General features: G+C 63.3%; 15 protein-coding genes. 8 read left to right on the top strand and 7 right to left on the bottom strand.

Going from position 1 to position 15,711, the window contains the following annotated elements; all coding sequences use genetic code 11:
* Nucleotides 1-29 precede the first annotated feature (29 nt).
* The 3 genes from GJ695_RS13970 to GJ695_RS13960 are packed head-to-tail and all read right to left on the bottom strand — an operon-like array spanning nt 30 to nt 2,762.
* Nucleotides 30-494, bottom strand: a complete 465-nt coding sequence (locus GJ695_RS13970; RefSeq protein WP_154365689.1) for a Smg family protein — start codon at nt 492-494, stop codon at nt 30-32.
* A 43-nt stretch (nt 495-537) separates the two neighbouring features.
* Nucleotides 538-1,653, bottom strand: a complete 1,116-nt coding sequence (dprA, locus tag GJ695_RS13965) for a DNA-processing protein DprA (protein ID WP_166455218.1) — start codon at nt 1,651-1,653, stop codon at nt 538-540.
* 8 nt (nt 1,654-1,661) lie between these two features.
* Complete coding sequence (locus tag GJ695_RS13960) at nt 1,662-2,762, bottom strand: LysM peptidoglycan-binding domain-containing protein (protein ID WP_154365686.1); 1,101 nt, start codon at nt 2,760-2,762, stop codon at nt 1,662-1,664.
* A gap of 196 nt (nt 2,763-2,958) precedes the next feature.
* On the opposite strand from GJ695_RS13960, the gene def reads away from it, so the two are divergent.
* Entirely contained in the window at nt 2,959-3,501 is a 543-nt protein-coding gene (def, locus tag GJ695_RS13955; RefSeq protein WP_154365684.1) for a peptide deformylase, read from the top strand.
* A gap of 3 nt (nt 3,502-3,504) precedes the next feature.
* Nucleotides 3,505-4,452 (top strand): methionyl-tRNA formyltransferase, encoded by a 948-nt coding sequence (gene fmt, locus GJ695_RS13950; protein ID WP_154365682.1) that lies wholly within the window; start codon nt 3,505-3,507, stop codon nt 4,450-4,452.
* On the opposite strand, the gene GJ695_RS13945 is transcribed toward fmt, so the two are convergent.
* On the bottom strand, nt 4,453-4,833 hold the full coding sequence (locus GJ695_RS13945) for a MerR family transcriptional regulator (protein ID WP_154365680.1): 381 nt from the start codon (nt 4,831-4,833) through the stop codon (nt 4,453-4,455).
* Nucleotides 4,834-4,925: 92 nt separating this feature from the next.
* On the opposite strand from GJ695_RS13945, the gene GJ695_RS13940 reads away from it, so the two are divergent.
* From GJ695_RS13940 to GJ695_RS13925, 4 genes are all read left to right on the top strand, one after another.
* Complete coding sequence (locus GJ695_RS13940; RefSeq protein WP_154365678.1) at nt 4,926-5,564, top strand: NAD(P)H-dependent oxidoreductase; 639 nt, start codon at nt 4,926-4,928, stop codon at nt 5,562-5,564.
* A gap of 104 nt (nt 5,565-5,668) precedes the next feature.
* Entirely contained in the window at nt 5,669-6,577 is a 909-nt protein-coding gene (locus tag GJ695_RS29825; protein ID WP_208023421.1) for a hypothetical protein, read from the top strand.
* Nucleotides 6,574-7,851 carry a hypothetical protein gene (locus GJ695_RS13930; protein ID WP_154365676.1) on the top strand — a complete coding sequence of 426 codons (1,278 nt, stop codon included), beginning with the start codon at nt 6,574-6,576 and terminating at the stop codon, nt 7,849-7,851. Before GJ695_RS29825 ends, GJ695_RS13930 begins: the two co-directional genes overlap by 4 nt.
* Nucleotides 7,852-7,859: 8 nt before the next feature.
* Nucleotides 7,860-8,549, top strand: coding sequence for an FkbM family methyltransferase (locus tag GJ695_RS13925; RefSeq protein WP_154365674.1), 690 nt, complete (start codon nt 7,860-7,862; stop codon nt 8,547-8,549).
* On the opposite strand, the gene GJ695_RS13920 is transcribed toward GJ695_RS13925, so the two are convergent.
* Together GJ695_RS13920 and GJ695_RS13915 are read right to left on the bottom strand one after the other, a co-directional pair.
* Nucleotides 8,530-9,405 (bottom strand): DUF2145 domain-containing protein, encoded by an 876-nt coding sequence (locus GJ695_RS13920; RefSeq protein WP_154365672.1) that lies wholly within the window; start codon nt 9,403-9,405, stop codon nt 8,530-8,532. The genes GJ695_RS13925 and GJ695_RS13920 overlap by 20 nt on opposite strands.
* Nucleotides 9,402-9,857, bottom strand: coding sequence for a hypothetical protein (locus GJ695_RS13915; protein WP_154365670.1), 456 nt, complete (start codon nt 9,855-9,857; stop codon nt 9,402-9,404). The genes GJ695_RS13920 and GJ695_RS13915 overlap by 4 nt, the downstream gene beginning before the upstream one ends.
* 47 nt (nt 9,858-9,904) lie before the next feature.
* Between GJ695_RS13915 and GJ695_RS13910 the strand changes: the two genes are divergently transcribed.
* Together GJ695_RS13910 and metH are read left to right on the top strand one after the other, a co-directional pair.
* Nucleotides 9,905-10,492 carry a 2-hydroxychromene-2-carboxylate isomerase gene (locus GJ695_RS13910; protein ID WP_154365668.1) on the top strand — a complete coding sequence of 196 codons (588 nt, stop codon included), beginning with the start codon at nt 9,905-9,907 and terminating at the stop codon, nt 10,490-10,492.
* A gap of 143 nt (nt 10,493-10,635) precedes the next feature.
* A complete protein-coding gene (metH, locus tag GJ695_RS13905; RefSeq protein ID WP_154365886.1) occupies nt 10,636-14,409 on the top strand; it encodes a methionine synthase in 3,774 nt (1,257 codons plus the stop codon).
* A 3-nt stretch (nt 14,410-14,412) separates the two neighbouring features.
* Here the strand turns inward: metH and GJ695_RS13900 are convergent, their stop codons facing one another.
* On the bottom strand, nt 14,413-15,711 hold the full coding sequence (locus GJ695_RS13900; protein WP_154365666.1) for an ABC transporter permease: 1,299 nt from the start codon (nt 15,709-15,711) through the stop codon (nt 14,413-14,415).

Below are 15,711 nucleotides of genomic sequence, written 5' to 3'. Positions count from 1 at the left end.
ATTGCCTAAAGGGAAGTTTTTATCGCGGCTTAATGCAACAGGCGCGGCGCCTGGTCTTCGTCCGAGCCGAACAGGTCGTCGAACATCAGCGCGTCCGGTTCCTTGCCTTGGCTCCACAGCAGCATCAGCACGATGACCTTGAGCTTGCCCAGGGAAACCGGGATTTCGTCCAGCGCCAGCGCGCGTTCGATGACGATTTCGCGTTGCAGTGGCGACAACACCTTGGCCGATTCCAGGAACTGGATGAAGCCGATCGCCGCAGCGCCCAGCGCATCCTGCTCTTCTTCCACGTAAAAACGCGTGCCGGTGGAGGACGCCGTCAGCGCCTGTTCCTCGCCCGCGATCGCCGTCAGGTCGGTCAACCACACCAGGGCCTCGGAAATCTCGACATCGTCAAAACCGACAGCCGACAGTTTCTTGGCCAATGCAGCCGGTTCCGGGCAGGCATCGGGACGGTAATACGTTTCGTAGAGATAAACAAGGACGTCGAACATGGCTCTACTCTATCAGTTAACACGAATTGGATACAAGTGCTGTTCAAGCCCGCAGCCTTTGGAACATGCCGCCGGGCAAACGTTCCAACAGCCCGGCCAATTCCAGCGCCAGCAACTGCCCCTGCAACTCGCCCGCCGGCTGCCCCAGGTGCAGCGCCAGCACCTCGGCCTGTACCGGATCCTCGCCCATGGCGTCCAGCACCAGGTCGACAAAACTGTCGTCCGGCGCGGCGCGGGCGCCGGCCTGGCCGTCGGCCAGCATTTGCATGGCGGACAACACATCGGCCGCGCTTTCCACCAGCCTGGCCCCTTCGCGTATCAGCTGGTGGCAGCCTTTGGACAGTGTCGCATGAATCGAACCGGGGACGGCGTACACATCGCGTCCCTGGGACGCCGCCAGCCGGGCGGTGATCAGCGAGCCGGACTTGGCAGCCGCTTCCACCACCAGCACGCCGCGCGCCAGCCCGCTGATGATGCGGTTGCGGCGCGGGAAGTTGTCGCGCGACGGCGGCGTACCGAGCGCATATTCGCTGACCAGGCAGCCCTCCTCGGCGATGCGGCGCGCCAGCGCGCCATTGCGGGCGGGATAGATGCGGTCGATGCCCGTGCCGAGCACGGCGATGGTGCCGCCCGGCCCGTCCAGGCCGCCGGCGTGGGCGGCGGCGTCGATGCCCAGCGCCAGCCCGGAAACGATGGTCACGCCGGCGTCCGACAGCGCCAGCGCCATGTGGCCGGCGTTCAGCACGCCCTGGCGGCTGGCGTTGCGCGAGCCGACCACGGCGACCGAACGCTGCGGCAGCAATCCGGCGTTGCCTTTCACGTACAGAATCAGCGGCGCGCCGACGATGTGGCGCAGATATTCAGGATAAGCGGGATGGTCCAGCGTCAGAAGCAGGTTGCCGGGCTGCTGCTGCCAGGCCAGCATGGCGTCCAGCTGCCGCTCAATGTCGGCCGGCGCGGCCAGCACGGCGTCCGCCTGGCGTGGCGACACCAGTTCCAGCAGCCCGGTCCGGTCGGCGGCGAAGATGGCGGCCGGCGTATCGTACTGCTCCAGCAGCTTGTGCGCGGTCAGCAGGCCGACGCCGTCGGTCTGTTGCAGACGCAGCCAGCCTGCCAGCGCTGGCCTGGTCGATTCGGCAAGGGAGTCCGTGGCTTGCACGGCGCGGCTTACTCCGGCGACTTGGCGACGTCGCCCACCTGTACCGGCGCTGTCACCTGCATGATCAAGCCATAGGAAATGTGCTTGAACGTGCGGAAGATAAACAAGCTGCCCACTTCCTCATCCGGCAGCTTGACCTGCTGCTCGCGCCCGAACCAGCTCTTCTTGGCGGTGGAATCGCTCACAGTTGCTCCCGTATGGTACAGCTGCAAAACGGCGCCGATATCGAGTCCGTCAAGCTTTCCGCGATTAATGCTGACAATCTGGTTCTGGCCGGCGTGGGTGACGCCGCCGTAAATCGCCACCACGCGCGCGTCGACCGGCTGCGCGGGCGGATGCGGCACATAGTTCTGGATCGGCGTCGGCGGCATGGCGCGCAGTTGGTCGCCCTTGCCGATCTCCTGGGCGGCGCCGGTGACGATGAAGGTGTGCACGTCGCTGCCGGCGCCGGGCTTGGCCTCGGCCTGCAATTTCAGCGTGCCTAAATAGAAGGCCTCATAGCCGATGATCTGTCTGGTGACCGGATCTTTCAGCGGCGTGCCGGGACGGAAGGCCTGGAACGAGGTGTTGCCTTGCAAGTCGCCGCGCACATAGGCCTTGTCGTCCTTGCCGAGGAATACCCTGCCCTCCTGCGTAGCGACGATGCGCGGCGCGCTGGCCAGTTCGCCTTCCTCGATGATCAGCGGCTGGGTCAGGAATGGTTCGATCACGCCCGGCGGAATCGACGGCACGGCGTCCGCGCCGAGGCCGTCGGTGCGCACGCGCGGTCCCAGGCGCTGCGCGGACGGATCGCCGGCGCCGTTGGCGCTGATCGGATTACCCAGCCGCAGGCGGCCGGCGGCGCGGTCGAACCAGATGATCTGTCCTGGATAGATCCAGTGCGGGTTGGCGATTTCGTCGCGGTTCATGCCCCACACGGTGGGCCAGCACCACGGTTTCTGGAGGAACGTACCGGAAATATCCCACAGGGTATCGCCCTTGACCACCACGTGCTGGTCCGGCGCGTCGGCGCGGAATTCGCAGGTCAGCGGCGCTGCCGATGCCACGGAAGCAACGGCAAAAAGGGCAGCCGTAACAAGGCGGTTACCGACTGTGCTAAAATTTTTCATTAATAGATCCAGTAAGTGCGCCGCAAGCACACGGCAGCAAAGCAGTAAAGCTTGCCAAATTGAATCAAATTCTGCCCATAAAACCCTGAACTAGCAAGAGAAACCGCGCACCGGGAAACCGCGCGGCTGTTGTGTTTTCGGTAGGGAAAATCGCCACGCATTAGCAAGGCAATCACATAGTTTTCACTTAGTTATCATGGCTATCTTAAATATTCTGCGTTACCCCGATCCACGCCTGCACAAAGTTGCGGTCCCTGTCACCGTGTTTGACGAGCGCCTGGAAAAGCTGGTGGCCGACATGGCCGAGACCATGTACGACGCGCCGGGCATCGGCCTGGCCGCCTCGCAGGTGGACGTGCACGAGCAGGTGGTCGTCATCGACATCAGCGAAGAAAAGAACGCGCTCACCGCCTTCATCAATCCTGAAATCCTGTGGGCCAGCGACGACAAGGAAGTGTACGAAGAAGGCTGCCTGTCGGTGCCGGGCATCTACGACGGCGTCGAGCGTCCGACCAAGGTCAAGGTGCGCGCCTTCAACGCCAAGGGCGAAGCGTTCGAAGTGGACGCCGATGGCCTGCTGGCCGTGTGCATCCAGCACGAGATGGATCACCTGAAGGGCAAGGTCTTCGTTGAATACCTGTCGCCGCTGAAGCGCAACCGCATCAAGGCCAAGCTGCAGAAGGAAGAGCGCGGCATGCAGCGCGAAGCCCAGCTGCGCGCCCAAGGCCGTCGTTACTAAGCCATGAAAGTCATCTTCGCCGGCACCCCGGAATTTGCCGCCACCGCCCTGCAATCGCTGCATGAGGCCGGCTTTGAAATTCCGCTGGTCCTGACCCAGCCTGACCGCCCTGCCGGCCGCGGCATGCAGTTGCAGCCGTCCGCCGTGAAGCAGTACGCGCTGTCGCAAGGCATCGAAGTGCTGCAGCCGCTGTCGCTGCGCATGGACAGCAAGGATCCGCAGCGCGCCGAAGAAGCACTGGCCGCGCACCAGCGCCTGCTGTCGACGCCCTACGATGTGATGGTGGTGGCCGCCTACGGCCTGATTCTGCCGCGCAGCACGCTGGACATCAAACCCTGCCTCAACATCCACGGTTCGCTGCTGCCGCGCTGGCGCGGCGCCGCCCCTATCCACCGCGCGATCGAAGCAGGCGATACCGAGACCGGCATCACCATCATGGAAATGGAAGAAGGGCTGGACACCGGCCCGATGCTGCTGATCGAGAAAGTCGCCATCGAAGACAACGACACCACCGGCAGCCTGCACGACAAGCTGGCGGCGCTGGGCGGCAAGATGATTGTCGAGGCGCTCAACAAATACCAGCACCAGCAGCTGGAAGCCGTGGTGCAGCCGGAAGAAGGCGTCAACTACGCATCCAAGATCAGCAAGGAAGAAGCGGCGCTGGACTTCTCGCAATCCGCCATCGAGATCGGCCGCAAGATCCGCGCCTTCAATCCCTTCCCTGGCGCGCATGGCACGGTCAACGGCGTGATCGTCAAGCTGTGGGGTGCGGAAGTGGTGGACGGCAGCGGCCCGGCGGGCAAGGTGCTGTCGGCCGACGCGCATGGCATCGTGGTCGCCTGCGGCCAGGGTGCGCTGCGTCTGACTTCGCTGCAAAAGCCGGGCGGCAAGCGTTTGCCTGCGGCCGAGTTCATCAAAGGCTTCCCGCTGGAAGGCCTGAGCTTCAGCTAATCAGTTGATCGACACGCTGTGACGACACGGTTCCTGATTCGGATAGTCGAGCAGCGTGGCGCGCAGGATCAGCAGCGACTGCCGGCGCCGCTCCAGCGCTTCCTGCTGGGCTTCGATTTCACGCAGCAGAATGGCGGACTGTTCCATCGTCTTTTCGAACGAACACTTGCCATTCTCGTCGAGCATGCTGCGTATCACCTCCAACGAGAATCCTAATTTCTTTGCGCCCTGGATCAGCTTCAGCCGATCCGGCGCATTGCTGGCGTATTCGCGATAACCGGACGCGGTGCGCGAGATCGGCGCCAGCAATCCCTGCTCTTCATAAAACCGAATGGCGGAGGCAGCAATGCCTGACTTTCGGGCTAATTCACCGATCTTCATTTTTCGCTTGACCCTCAAGTTGACTTGAAACTTATTATAAGATGGTCTGCCTGAGTCTGCTGAAGCAGCCCATTACATAAAGGAATATCGATATGAGCAATGTGATTGAACACCTGAACTGGCGCTACGCCACCAAAAGCTTCGACGCCACCAAGAAGCTGGACGACGACAAGCTGAACCGCATTCTGGAAGCGATCCGCCTGGCGCCAACCTCCAGCGGCCTGCAACCGTTTGAAGTGTTCGTGGTAAAGAATCCTGAACTGCGCGCCAAGATCCGCGAAGTGGCGTGGAACCAGTCGCAAGTGACCGACGCCTCGCACCTGCTGGTGTTCGCGGCCTGGGACAACATCACCCCGGCGCGCATCGACGCCGCGTTCGACTACACCAACGAAGTGCGCGGCTTCGTCAACGAAGGCTGGGAAGCGTATCGCAAGCAGCTGCACGGCATCATCGCCGCCCGCACCGAGCAGGCCAACTTTGACGCCGCCGCACGCCAGGCCTACATCGGCCTGGGCGTGGCATTGGTGGCGGCCGCCGCCGAAGGCGTGGACAGCACGCCGATGGAAGGCTTCGATCCCGCCGCCGTGGACCAGATCCTGTCGCTGAAGGAACGCAACCTGCGCAGCGTGGTGATCCTGCCGCTGGGCTACCGCAAGCAGGACAGCGACTGGCTGGTCAACCTGAAAAAAGTGCGCCGTCCGCACGACAAGTTCATCACCGAACTGGCGTAATACCGCAGCCCAGGCATACATCGCGTATGCTTGGGCTGTATCAAATCTTCCCGCCGCTTAAAGACCCAGAATTGATCCTCAATCAATGTCATTGAGGAGGCATCATGGTCGCCATCAACACTGGTTCAAGGAAACAGCTGGCGCTGCAACGGCGTCTCGACGCGCTGTTCCGCGCGCTGGCATCGGATTTCCTGCTGCGCGAACAATTCATCACCGATCCCACGCAGATTACCGCCGAATACATCGGCGGCAAGCGCATCGCACCGGAGGAAGCGGCGGCGATGAATTACCTGATCTATTCCTGTCTGGCCAATAATTACCTGATCTCGTGGTTCAGGGATTATTCGATGCGCAGCGACGGCACGACGATCACGCAGGAATCCTTCGTGCGGGATTTTTCAGTGGCCGTGGTGGAGCAGCGCGCGCATCATGTGGTGTCCGCGCTGTCGCATTTCGCCTTGAACGACAAGGTGCGCATCCGGCTCGATAACGACTGGCTGCAAGCCATCTTCGGCCACTGGCACCAGATCGGCGAAGACGGCACCGACGATGCCACCGACGCCACCGGCACGGATGACGCAACCGATACCACCGGCACCGATGACGCCACCGACAGCACGGGCACGGACGCAACGGGCACCGACGCCACGGGCACTGGCACCGATGCCACAGGAACCGATGCCACCGATAGCACCGGCACAGGCATCACGGGCACGGACAGCACAGGCACCGACAGCACCGGCACAGACCAGAACAGCACCCTGACCGCGATCACCTGGAAGACCTACATCACCGACACCACCGACAAGACACATCCCAGCACCACGCCATTCACACATACCGGCATGACACGCTCGCCGATCACCACCGCCACCACGCTGAACACCGAACGCTTCCTCGGCACCAGCCACGTGGTCATCACACTGGAGGCGCTGACCAGCTACGCAAGACAACTGATCCGCGCCGGCGCGCTGGACGCGTTCTGGACCGAGCTTGAAAGCGAGCAGCGATGAACCTCGCTGAAATGCTCGCTCCCGCGCCGGCAGATAACGTAGACGACCGCCATGCCCAGATCCTGGCGCTACTGAAAAACGGCCGCATCAACCTCGCACACGAAACCTGGCGCGCGGAACTGGCCAGCGGCAAGCATTCCTTCCAGTGGGCCCAGTTCGAACTGGAGCGCGCCATGGAGCGTGGTGACTTCCCGCTGATGGAACAGTTGGGCAAACTGCTGGCCTACCGCTGGCGCAGTCCCTGGTATCCGCAGCAAACGGACGAAAACGAACTACTGCCGCGCGTGCCGCGCGACTTCCTCACCGTCAGCAAACTGCGGCACGACGCCGGACAGTTTGCCTACCTGCGCAGCCTGAATTTGCTGCCGCCGCAATTCGACGCCATTATCCAGACCTATCGCGATCTGGCCGGCCACCTTCATGAAGAAGACCGCAAAGTCCTGAGCGGCGCCGAACGCGCGCTGATCGGCAACGTCTACAACCGCATCGTGCACTTGCCGGAAGTCGGCCGCGTCGAACGCGCGCTCTCGCCCAACTGGAGCCCACGCGAAATCGAGGAGCGCTTCCTCGATCGCGGCGAAGGCCTGGTAGTCATCGACGATTTCCTCACACCGCAGGCACTGGCAGGCCTGCATCGCTTCGCCATGCAGGCCACCGTGTGGACCGGCATCCGTTACGCCTTCGGCCGCTTCGGCGCATTCTTCCAGGACGGCTTCAACTGCGCACTGCTGCTGCAAGTCGCCGAAGAACTGAAGGCCGCCCTGCCGCGCGTGATCACGCCACGCTACCCGCTGCGCCAGATATGGGGCTTTAAAAACGCCGGCGACCTGCCGGCCGATGTCAACCTGCACGCCGACTTCGCCGCCGTCAACGTCAACTTCTGGCTGACACCCGATGCCTGCAACCTCGACCCGGCAACCGGCGGCATGAAGATCTACGACGTCGATGCGCCGCAGACATGGGACTTCCACACCTACAACGGCCGGACCGACATCATCAAGGCCTTCCTGCGCGAGAACCATGCACAGGAAACCTACGTTCCCTATCGCCAGAACCGCTGCGTGATGTTCAACTCGGACCTGTTCCACGGCACGCACGAAGTGCATTTCAAGCCCGGCTTCGAGAACCACCGCATCAACGTCACCATGCTATACGGCCATCGCGAAAACGACGAGCTGCACCGCACCTTGACCAGCCGTCCGGACCTTGAGTCCCGCTGGGGCCGGCAGACCAGCGCATGGCGTTCGCACGCCTTCAGCCGCCATCGCGCATAGGGAACGCCATGCCCTCCCAATTCGGACAGGACCATCTGGTGCTGCAACTGTTGAACGGCAAGCGCGATGGCTTTTTCCTCGACACAGGCGCTGCCGACGGCATCCGCAGCAGCAACACGGAACTGCTGGAACGCGCCTTCGGCTGGCGTGGCCTGTGCGTCGAACCGAATACAGGCTTCTACGACAAACTGATACGCGCGCGCCGCTGCACTTGCCTCAACGCCTGTCTGTACGACCGCGTGGCCGATCTGCCCTTCCTGGAGGCGGCAGGCACGCTGGGCGGCCTGCTGAACGCCTTCGATCCGGGCCAACTGGCATTCGCCATCAAAAACCAGCGCCTGCCGGTGGACGCGGCCGGCATTCCGCCGCTGGTCACCAAGCGCACCATGACCATCGCTACCGCACTGACGCTGGCGCAGGCGCCGCCGGTCATCGACTACTGGAGCCTGGATACGGAAGGCAGCGAGCTGCTGCTGTTACAGAGTTTTCCCTTCGATGAACATACCTTCAACGTCATCACCGTCGAGCATAATCACCAGCCGGCGCGCGTGGACATCCGCCGTTTTCTGGAAGCGCGCGGCTTTGTGTTTGTGACGGCGGTGTTTATCGACGATTGCTATGTGCGCGCTGCGGCGTTTCCCAATCTGCATTCGAACAGCGCCGCATGGCGCAAGCGAATCAGTCGGCCAGCGAGATGACGCGGTCGCCCTCGGCGGGCTGGCAGCCATCGGCAATCGGCGTCCAGCCGCGATGGATGACGATCTGACGGTCGTCGTGGCACAGTTCCACCCGCTGGCTTTGCGGAAAGCGCGCGTGGACGAAAGTCTCCAATGTGCCGGGCAGACTGATGTGCAATGTGAGCGCGGCGCGGTCCTCGTCCGGATGATCGTCCAGATGCACCAGCGGCACGAAATACGAGGCCAGCATCCACCAGCGCGAACTGATTTCGACCGGCTCCGGCGCATAGTGCTCATCGCGCAGCCATTGTTGCGCGCGTTCGCGCAAATCCTCGCCGTCCGGCAGCTCGCCCCAGCCGGCGGCCAGCATCTCGATCAGCCACTGATTGCAGTTCTGGTAGCGCACGCTGTAAGCGTAAGCATTGGCGCTGTACTGCGCCGCCAGCAGATGCAGCGCGCGCGAGGTGTCCAGCAAAGGCTGCGGCGGCAAGCGCACGATGCTGATGTAACCAAGTTCGGGATCGTCGGTGCCCATGGCGAAGCCGGCTAGACCCTGATCGTAAATGCGCGGACGGTGTTCATCGCAGGCGTAGTACAGCTGGCGCGCGGCCCACAGTCCCTGCTCCGAGCGCCACGCCAGCGCGGCATGCGAATAGCGGATATGGAAGCGCGACAGGTCCAGCCCGGAACGGCTGACCAGCGCCACGCCGTCATCGTTCGCGGCCAGTTCGTCACGCAGCACGGCCGCAAAGCGCAGCAGGCGGTCCTGCTCGGCGGCTGTCAGCTCATGCGAGCGGTCGCAGAACTGCGACGAGGATGCCTGCGCCGAGCCTGCCGCCAGCAGCAGTCCCAGCACCAGCGCGCGGAGGAATTTCAAAGGCTCAATGGACGCGAAGCCAGTTCACCATACCATTCATCGGCCAGCACCAGATAGAACGGCTGGCGATTGTCGGCGCGGCCGAACTCGACGCCGTAGACGCGGTTGTGCGCGTACATCGTATCGCCGACGGCCAGCTGCTGCTTGTCGAACGTGGTTTGCGGCAGGTCGAGCACCACGCGCTGCTCCGGATCGGCGGCCTGCAGGGTGACGCGGGTGCGGTCGGCGTGATCCGGCGTGGCGGCGATATCGATGATGCGGTAATCCGCATCGGCCACCTTCTTGTTCTTGTTCGAACTGTTGCTGGAACCGGCCAGCGAATCGGACACGCTGCCGCTCGACGCCGAACCGGCGCTGGACGCGGACGACGCGATGCTTTCCGCCTGCGCCTGCAAAGCCAGGCCCAATGCGCCAGCAGCGCAGATCAATCGCATGGTCAAAGTGATATTCATTTAAACTTCCTGAATTGTGCCAATAAGGAAGTATAAAGGAGATAGCCATGCCCGCATCCGAAATCGCCTGCTGGTTCGACTTTGCCAGCACCTATAGCTACCTGAGCGTGTTGCGTCTGGCGCGGCAGCGGGATGTCATTGTTCAGTGGAAGCCGTTCCTGCTGGGGCCGATCTTCAAGGAACAGGGCTGGGACAATTCGCCGTTTGTGCTGCAAAAGGACAAGGGCGACTATATGTGGACGGACATGGCGCGCGAGTGCGCCAAATACGGCCTGCCGTGGCGCCAGCCCTCCGAATTCCCGCGCCGCTCGCTGCTGGCGGCGCGTGTGGCCTTGCTGGGCGAGCACCAGCCGTGGATGGCGGAATTTTGCGCGCGCACCATGCTGGCCAACTTCGAGCATGACGAGGACATCGGCAGCCCGGACTGTATCGCCGCCATCCTGACCAGCATCGGCCTGGACGCAGCCGCCCTGCTGGCGGCGGCGCAATCCGACGACAACAAAGCCCGCCTGCGCGCCCGCAGCGAAGAAGCCCGCGCCCGCCACCTGTTCGGCGCCCCCACCTTCTTCGTCGGCGACGCCATGTACTGGGGCAACGACCGCCTCTCCGACGCCCTGACCTTCGCCATGCGCTGAAACAGCAGATTGTTGCGGCGATGCGGCTGTTCGCTGAAGCATATTCAGGGATGCCGTATAATCTTAGACCGCCCTCAGCCTTCCGGCGCGCCTCCCCACGACCTTAGAGATATTAAATGAATAACAACGTGTCCCGTCCCGTCATGTCCAAGTCCGATGCCCAGTTGCGCGAGATTCTCGCCCGCCGCATCATGATTCTCGACGGCGCGATGGGCACCATCATCCAGCAGTACAAGCTGGATGAAGTCGCCTACCGTGGCGGCCCGGACGGCAAATTCATCGACTTCGCCGCCCCGGCCGACTCCGGCGCGCGCGAACTATTCGTCAAGGGTAACAACGAGCTGCTGACGCTGACCCAGCCGCACGTGATCCAGGAGATCCACGAGCGCTACCTGGCCGGCGGCGCCGACATCATCGAAACCAACACCTTCGGCGCCACCTGGATCGCGCAGGACGATTACCACATGGGCCACCTGGCCTATGAAATGAACGTGGCAGCGGCCAAGCTGGCGCGCGCCGCCACCGCCAAGTACAGCAGCGCCGACAAGCCGCGCTTCGTCGCCGGCGCGCTCGGTCCGACGCCAAAAACCGCGTCGATCTCGCCGGACGTCAACGACCCGGCCGCGCGCAACATCACCTTCGACCAGCTAGTGGACGCCTATCACCAGCAGACCAAGGGTCTGATCGAAGGCGGCGTCGACCTGCTGCTGGTGGAAACCATCTTCGACACGCTGAACTGCAAGGCCGCGCTGTTCGCCATCGACAAGTTCTACGAAGAGAATCCGGGCGTCGAACGCCTGCCGCTGATGATCTCCGGCACCGTCACCGACGCCTCCGGCCGCATCCTGTCCGGCCAGACCGTGCCGGCCTTCTGGAACTCGGTGCGCCACGCCAAGCCGCTGACCATCGGCCTGAACTGCGCGCTCGGTGCGGCGCTGATGCGCCCCTACGCAGAAGAACTGTCGCAGATCGCCGATACCTTCGTCTGCATCTACCCGAACGCCGGCCTGCCCAACCCGATGAGCGACACCGGCTTCGACGAACTGCCGGCCGACACCTCGGCATTGCTGAAGGAATTCGCCAGTGCCGGCTTCATCAACATCGCCGGCGGCTGCTGCGGCACCACGCCCGACCACATCCACGCCATCGGCGAGATCCTGTCGACCGTCGAGCCGCGCACCGTGCCGCACGTGCCGGTGGCGCAGCGCCTGTCGGGCCTGGAGCCGTTCACCATCGATGACAGCTCGCTGTTCGTCAACGTCGGCGAACGCACCAACGTGACCGGCTCGAAAGCCTTCGCGCGCATGATCCTCAACGAGCAGTACGACGAAGCGCTGAGCGTCGCCCGCCAGCAGGTGGAGAATGGCGCGCAGGTCATCGACATCAATATGGACGAAGCGATGCTGGACTCGCAGGCCGCGATGACCCGCTTCCTCAACCTGATCGCCTCCGAACCGGACATCTCGCGCGTGCCGATCATGATCGACTCGTCCAAGTGGTCGGTGATCGAAGCGGGCCTGAAATGCGTGCAGGGCAAGTCCATCGTCAACTCCATCTCGATGAAGGAAGGCGAAGAGGAATTCATCCGCCAGGCCAAGCTGTGCCTGAGCTACGGCGCCGCCGTCATCGTCATGGCCTTCGACGAAAAAGGCCAGGCCGACACCTACGAACGCAAGATCGAGATCTGCGGCCGCGCCTACAAGGTGCTGACCGAGCAGGTCGGCTTCCCGCCGGAAGACATCATCTTCGACCCGAACATCTTCGCGGTCGCCACCGGTATCGAGGAGCACAACAACTACGCGGTGGATTTCATCAACGCCACCCGCTGGATCAAGGAAAACCTGCCGTACGCGAAGATCTCGGGCGGCGTGTCGAACGTCTCGTTCTCGTTCCGCGGCAACGACCCGGCGCGTGAAGCGATCCACACCGTGTTCCTGTACCACGCCATCAAGGCCGGCATGACCATGGGCATCGTCAACGCCGGCATGGTCGGCGTCTACGACGACCTGCCGGCCGAACTGCGCGAGCGCGTGGAAGACGTGGTGCTGAACCGCCGCGACGACGCCACCGAACGCATGATCGAATTCGCCGGCACGCTGAAAGCCGGCGCCGGCAAGCAGGACGCCGCCAACCTCGAATGGCGCAACGGCCCGGTCGAGAAGCGCCTGGCGCACGCGCTGGTGCACGGCATCACCCAGTTCATCACCGAAGATACCGAAGAGATGCGCCAGCAGGTGGAAGCCGCCAAGGGCCGTCCGATCCACGTGATCGAAGGCCCGCTGATGGACGGTATGAACATCGTCGGCGACCTGTTCGGCCAGGGCAAGATGTTCCTGCCGCAGGTGGTGAAATCGGCGCGCGTGATGAAGCAGGCCGTGGCCCATCTGATTCCGTACATCGAAGAAGAAAAGATGGCGGAAGAAAAGCGCACCGGCATCGTCGCCAAGCCGAAGGGCAAGATCGTCATCGCCACCGTCAAGGGCGACGTGCACGACATCGGCAAGAACATCGTCTCGGTGGTCCTGCAATGTAATAACTTTGAAGTGGTCAACATGGGCGTGATGGTGCCGGCCTCCGAGATCCTGGCGCGCGCCAAGGTGGAGAACGCCGACATCATCGGCCTGTCCGGCCTGATCACGCCGTCGCTGGAAGAAATGGCCCACGTGGCCAAGGAGATGCAGCGCGACGAGCACTTCCGCATGCTGAAGATTCCGCTGCTGATCGGTGGCGCCACCACCAGCCGCGCCCACACGGCGGTGAAAATCGCACACAACTACGAAGGCCCGGTGGTGTACGTGCCGGACGCGTCGCGCTCGGTGTCGGTGGCGCAGTCGCTGCTGACGCCGGAATCGCGCCAGCAGTACATCGACGAGATCGCACAGGATTACGAGCGCATCCGCGAACAGCACGCCAACAAGAAGGCGCTGCCGATGCTGTCGCTGGCCGACGCCCGCGCCAACCGCATGAAGCTGTCGTTCGAAGGCGCCAACGCGCCGGTCAAGCCGAAATTCATCGGCCGCCGCGAATTCAAGAACGTCGATCTGGGCACGCTGGCCAGGTACATCGACTGGGGCCCGTTCTTCCAGACCTGGGATCTGGCCGGTCCCTTCCCTGCCATCCTGACCGACGAGGTGGTGGGCGAGGCGGCAACCAAGGTGTACGAAGAAGGCCAGGCCATGCTGAAGAAGCTGATCGACGGCCGCTGGCTGACCGCCAACGGCGTCATCTCGCTGCTGCCGGCCAACGCCGTCAACGACGACGACATCGAGATCTACACCGACGACACGCGCACCACCGTGGACTTCACCTACTACGGCCTGCGCCAGCAGGGCGTCAAGCCGGTGGTGGATGGCGTGCAGCGGCCGAACCAGTGCCTGTCGGACTTCATCGCGCCGAAGGCGTCGGGCATCAAGGACTACATCGGCATGTTCGCTGTAACCGCCGGCCTGGGCATCGAAAAGCACGAGAAGCGCTTTGAAGATGCGCACGACGACTACTCGTCCATCATGCTGAAATCGCTGGCCGACCGCCTGGCCGAAGCGTTTGCCGAATACCTGCACGAGCGCGTGCGGACCGACCTGTGGGGCTATGTGCCCAATGAGTCGCTGAGCAATCCGGACCTGATCGCCGAACAGTATGTCGGCATCCGTCCGGCGCCAGGCTACCCGGCCTGCCCTGAGCACACCGTCAAGCGCGAGATGTTCAACACCATGCAGGCCGAAGAGATCGGCATGGTGCTGACCGAATCGCTGGCGATGTACCCGGGCGCGGCGGTGTCGGGCTTCTACTTCGCCCACCCGGAGTCGAAGTACTTCGTGGTCGGCAAGATCGGCAACGACCAGCTCGACGACATGGTCAAACGCCGTGGCGTCGACAAGGCAGACATGGAGCGCTGGCTGGCGCCCAATCTCTCCTGATTTTTAACGGCGCTGGTCTTTCAGGAACTTCCACACGGCCAGCGCGCCGAACACCACCGCAAAGGCCAGTTGCACGCCCATGGCCGGCAGCGCGCCATCCAGGCCGAGGCCGCGCCAGGTGACGGCGTCCAGGCCGTCCACCGCCCAGCGGGTAGGCACGATCAGCGTCGCCGTCTGCATCCACTGCGGAAACACGAACGACGGCACCCAGGCGCCGCCCAGCATCACCAGGATCAACGTGGCGAAGGTGGCGATGCCGCGCGCCGCTTCCGGCGTCTTGCCGAAGGCGGCGATCAGCAGGCCGAACGCCGCCGTCATCAGACCGAAGCACACCGCCATGCCGACGAAGCCGACAATGCTGGTGATCTGCACCTTGAAGATCAGCACGCCACAGGCGAACATCGCGCACATCAATCCGGTGGCGATGATGGCGCCGGCAGCGGCGCGGCTCATGATAATGGTCGACAGCGATACCGGCGCGGCCAGCAAACGGCTCCAGATGCCCAGGCGCTGTTCCAGCAGGATGCTGATGCCGAGATTGATCCCCATGAACAGGATGAACTGCACGCCCATGCCGGCGAACGAGTGCGCGTAGCCGTTGTACTTGGGACCGCTGCTCAGGCCTTCGTCATGCGTGGTGTACGGGACACTCATGCCGCCACCGGCCGCCGCTTCGGTTTTCCCGGCGGCCGGCGTGGTGGTCGCGGCGCGCTGGTCCTGGAACTTTTTCAGGCTGGTGAGAAAGTCGCCCAGCTGCGCCTCCTCGGCGCTACGCTTGGCCGGCTCCGGCAATGCGGCCAGATACTTGTCGGTGGTCTGGCCGCCCTGCGCCCCCATGACGGACGAGCTGGTCACCTGCATGACGTGCTGCGTCAGTATGCCCTTCACCATCGCCAGCATAGTCGATTGCGACGGATCGTAATACAGCGGCAGCTCCGGCTTGTTGCGGCCGCTGAACAGCGCGGCGGAAGCGGCCTCGCCGAAGCCGGCCGGGATCACCACCGCCACCGGCAGCTTGCCGCTGCGCACACTCGCCTGCGCCTCCTGCTGGCTCAGTTCGATGATATTCAAGGTGCTGTCCGCCTTCAGGCCGGCGGCGATCTTCTGGCTTTGCGCGGACTGGTCCTGCAACACCAGTCCGAGGTCCAGCTTGCTGGTGTTGTCGCCGCCGCCACTGCCGCCGAACAGCGAACCGAAGAAGGCGGCCAGCACCACCGGCATCAGCAGGTGCAGCATCAGCGCGCGCTTGTCGCGCAGGTACAGGATCAGATCTTTGCGGATCAGGGCAATCAATGCGGTCAT

Origin of the sequence: Duganella alba (assembly GCF_009674495.1) — a bacterium.
In the GTDB taxonomy this organism is placed as follows: domain Bacteria; phylum Pseudomonadota; class Gammaproteobacteria; order Burkholderiales; family Burkholderiaceae_D; genus Rugamonas; species Rugamonas alba.
This window is presented reverse-complemented; position numbering and strand designations above follow the sequence as displayed.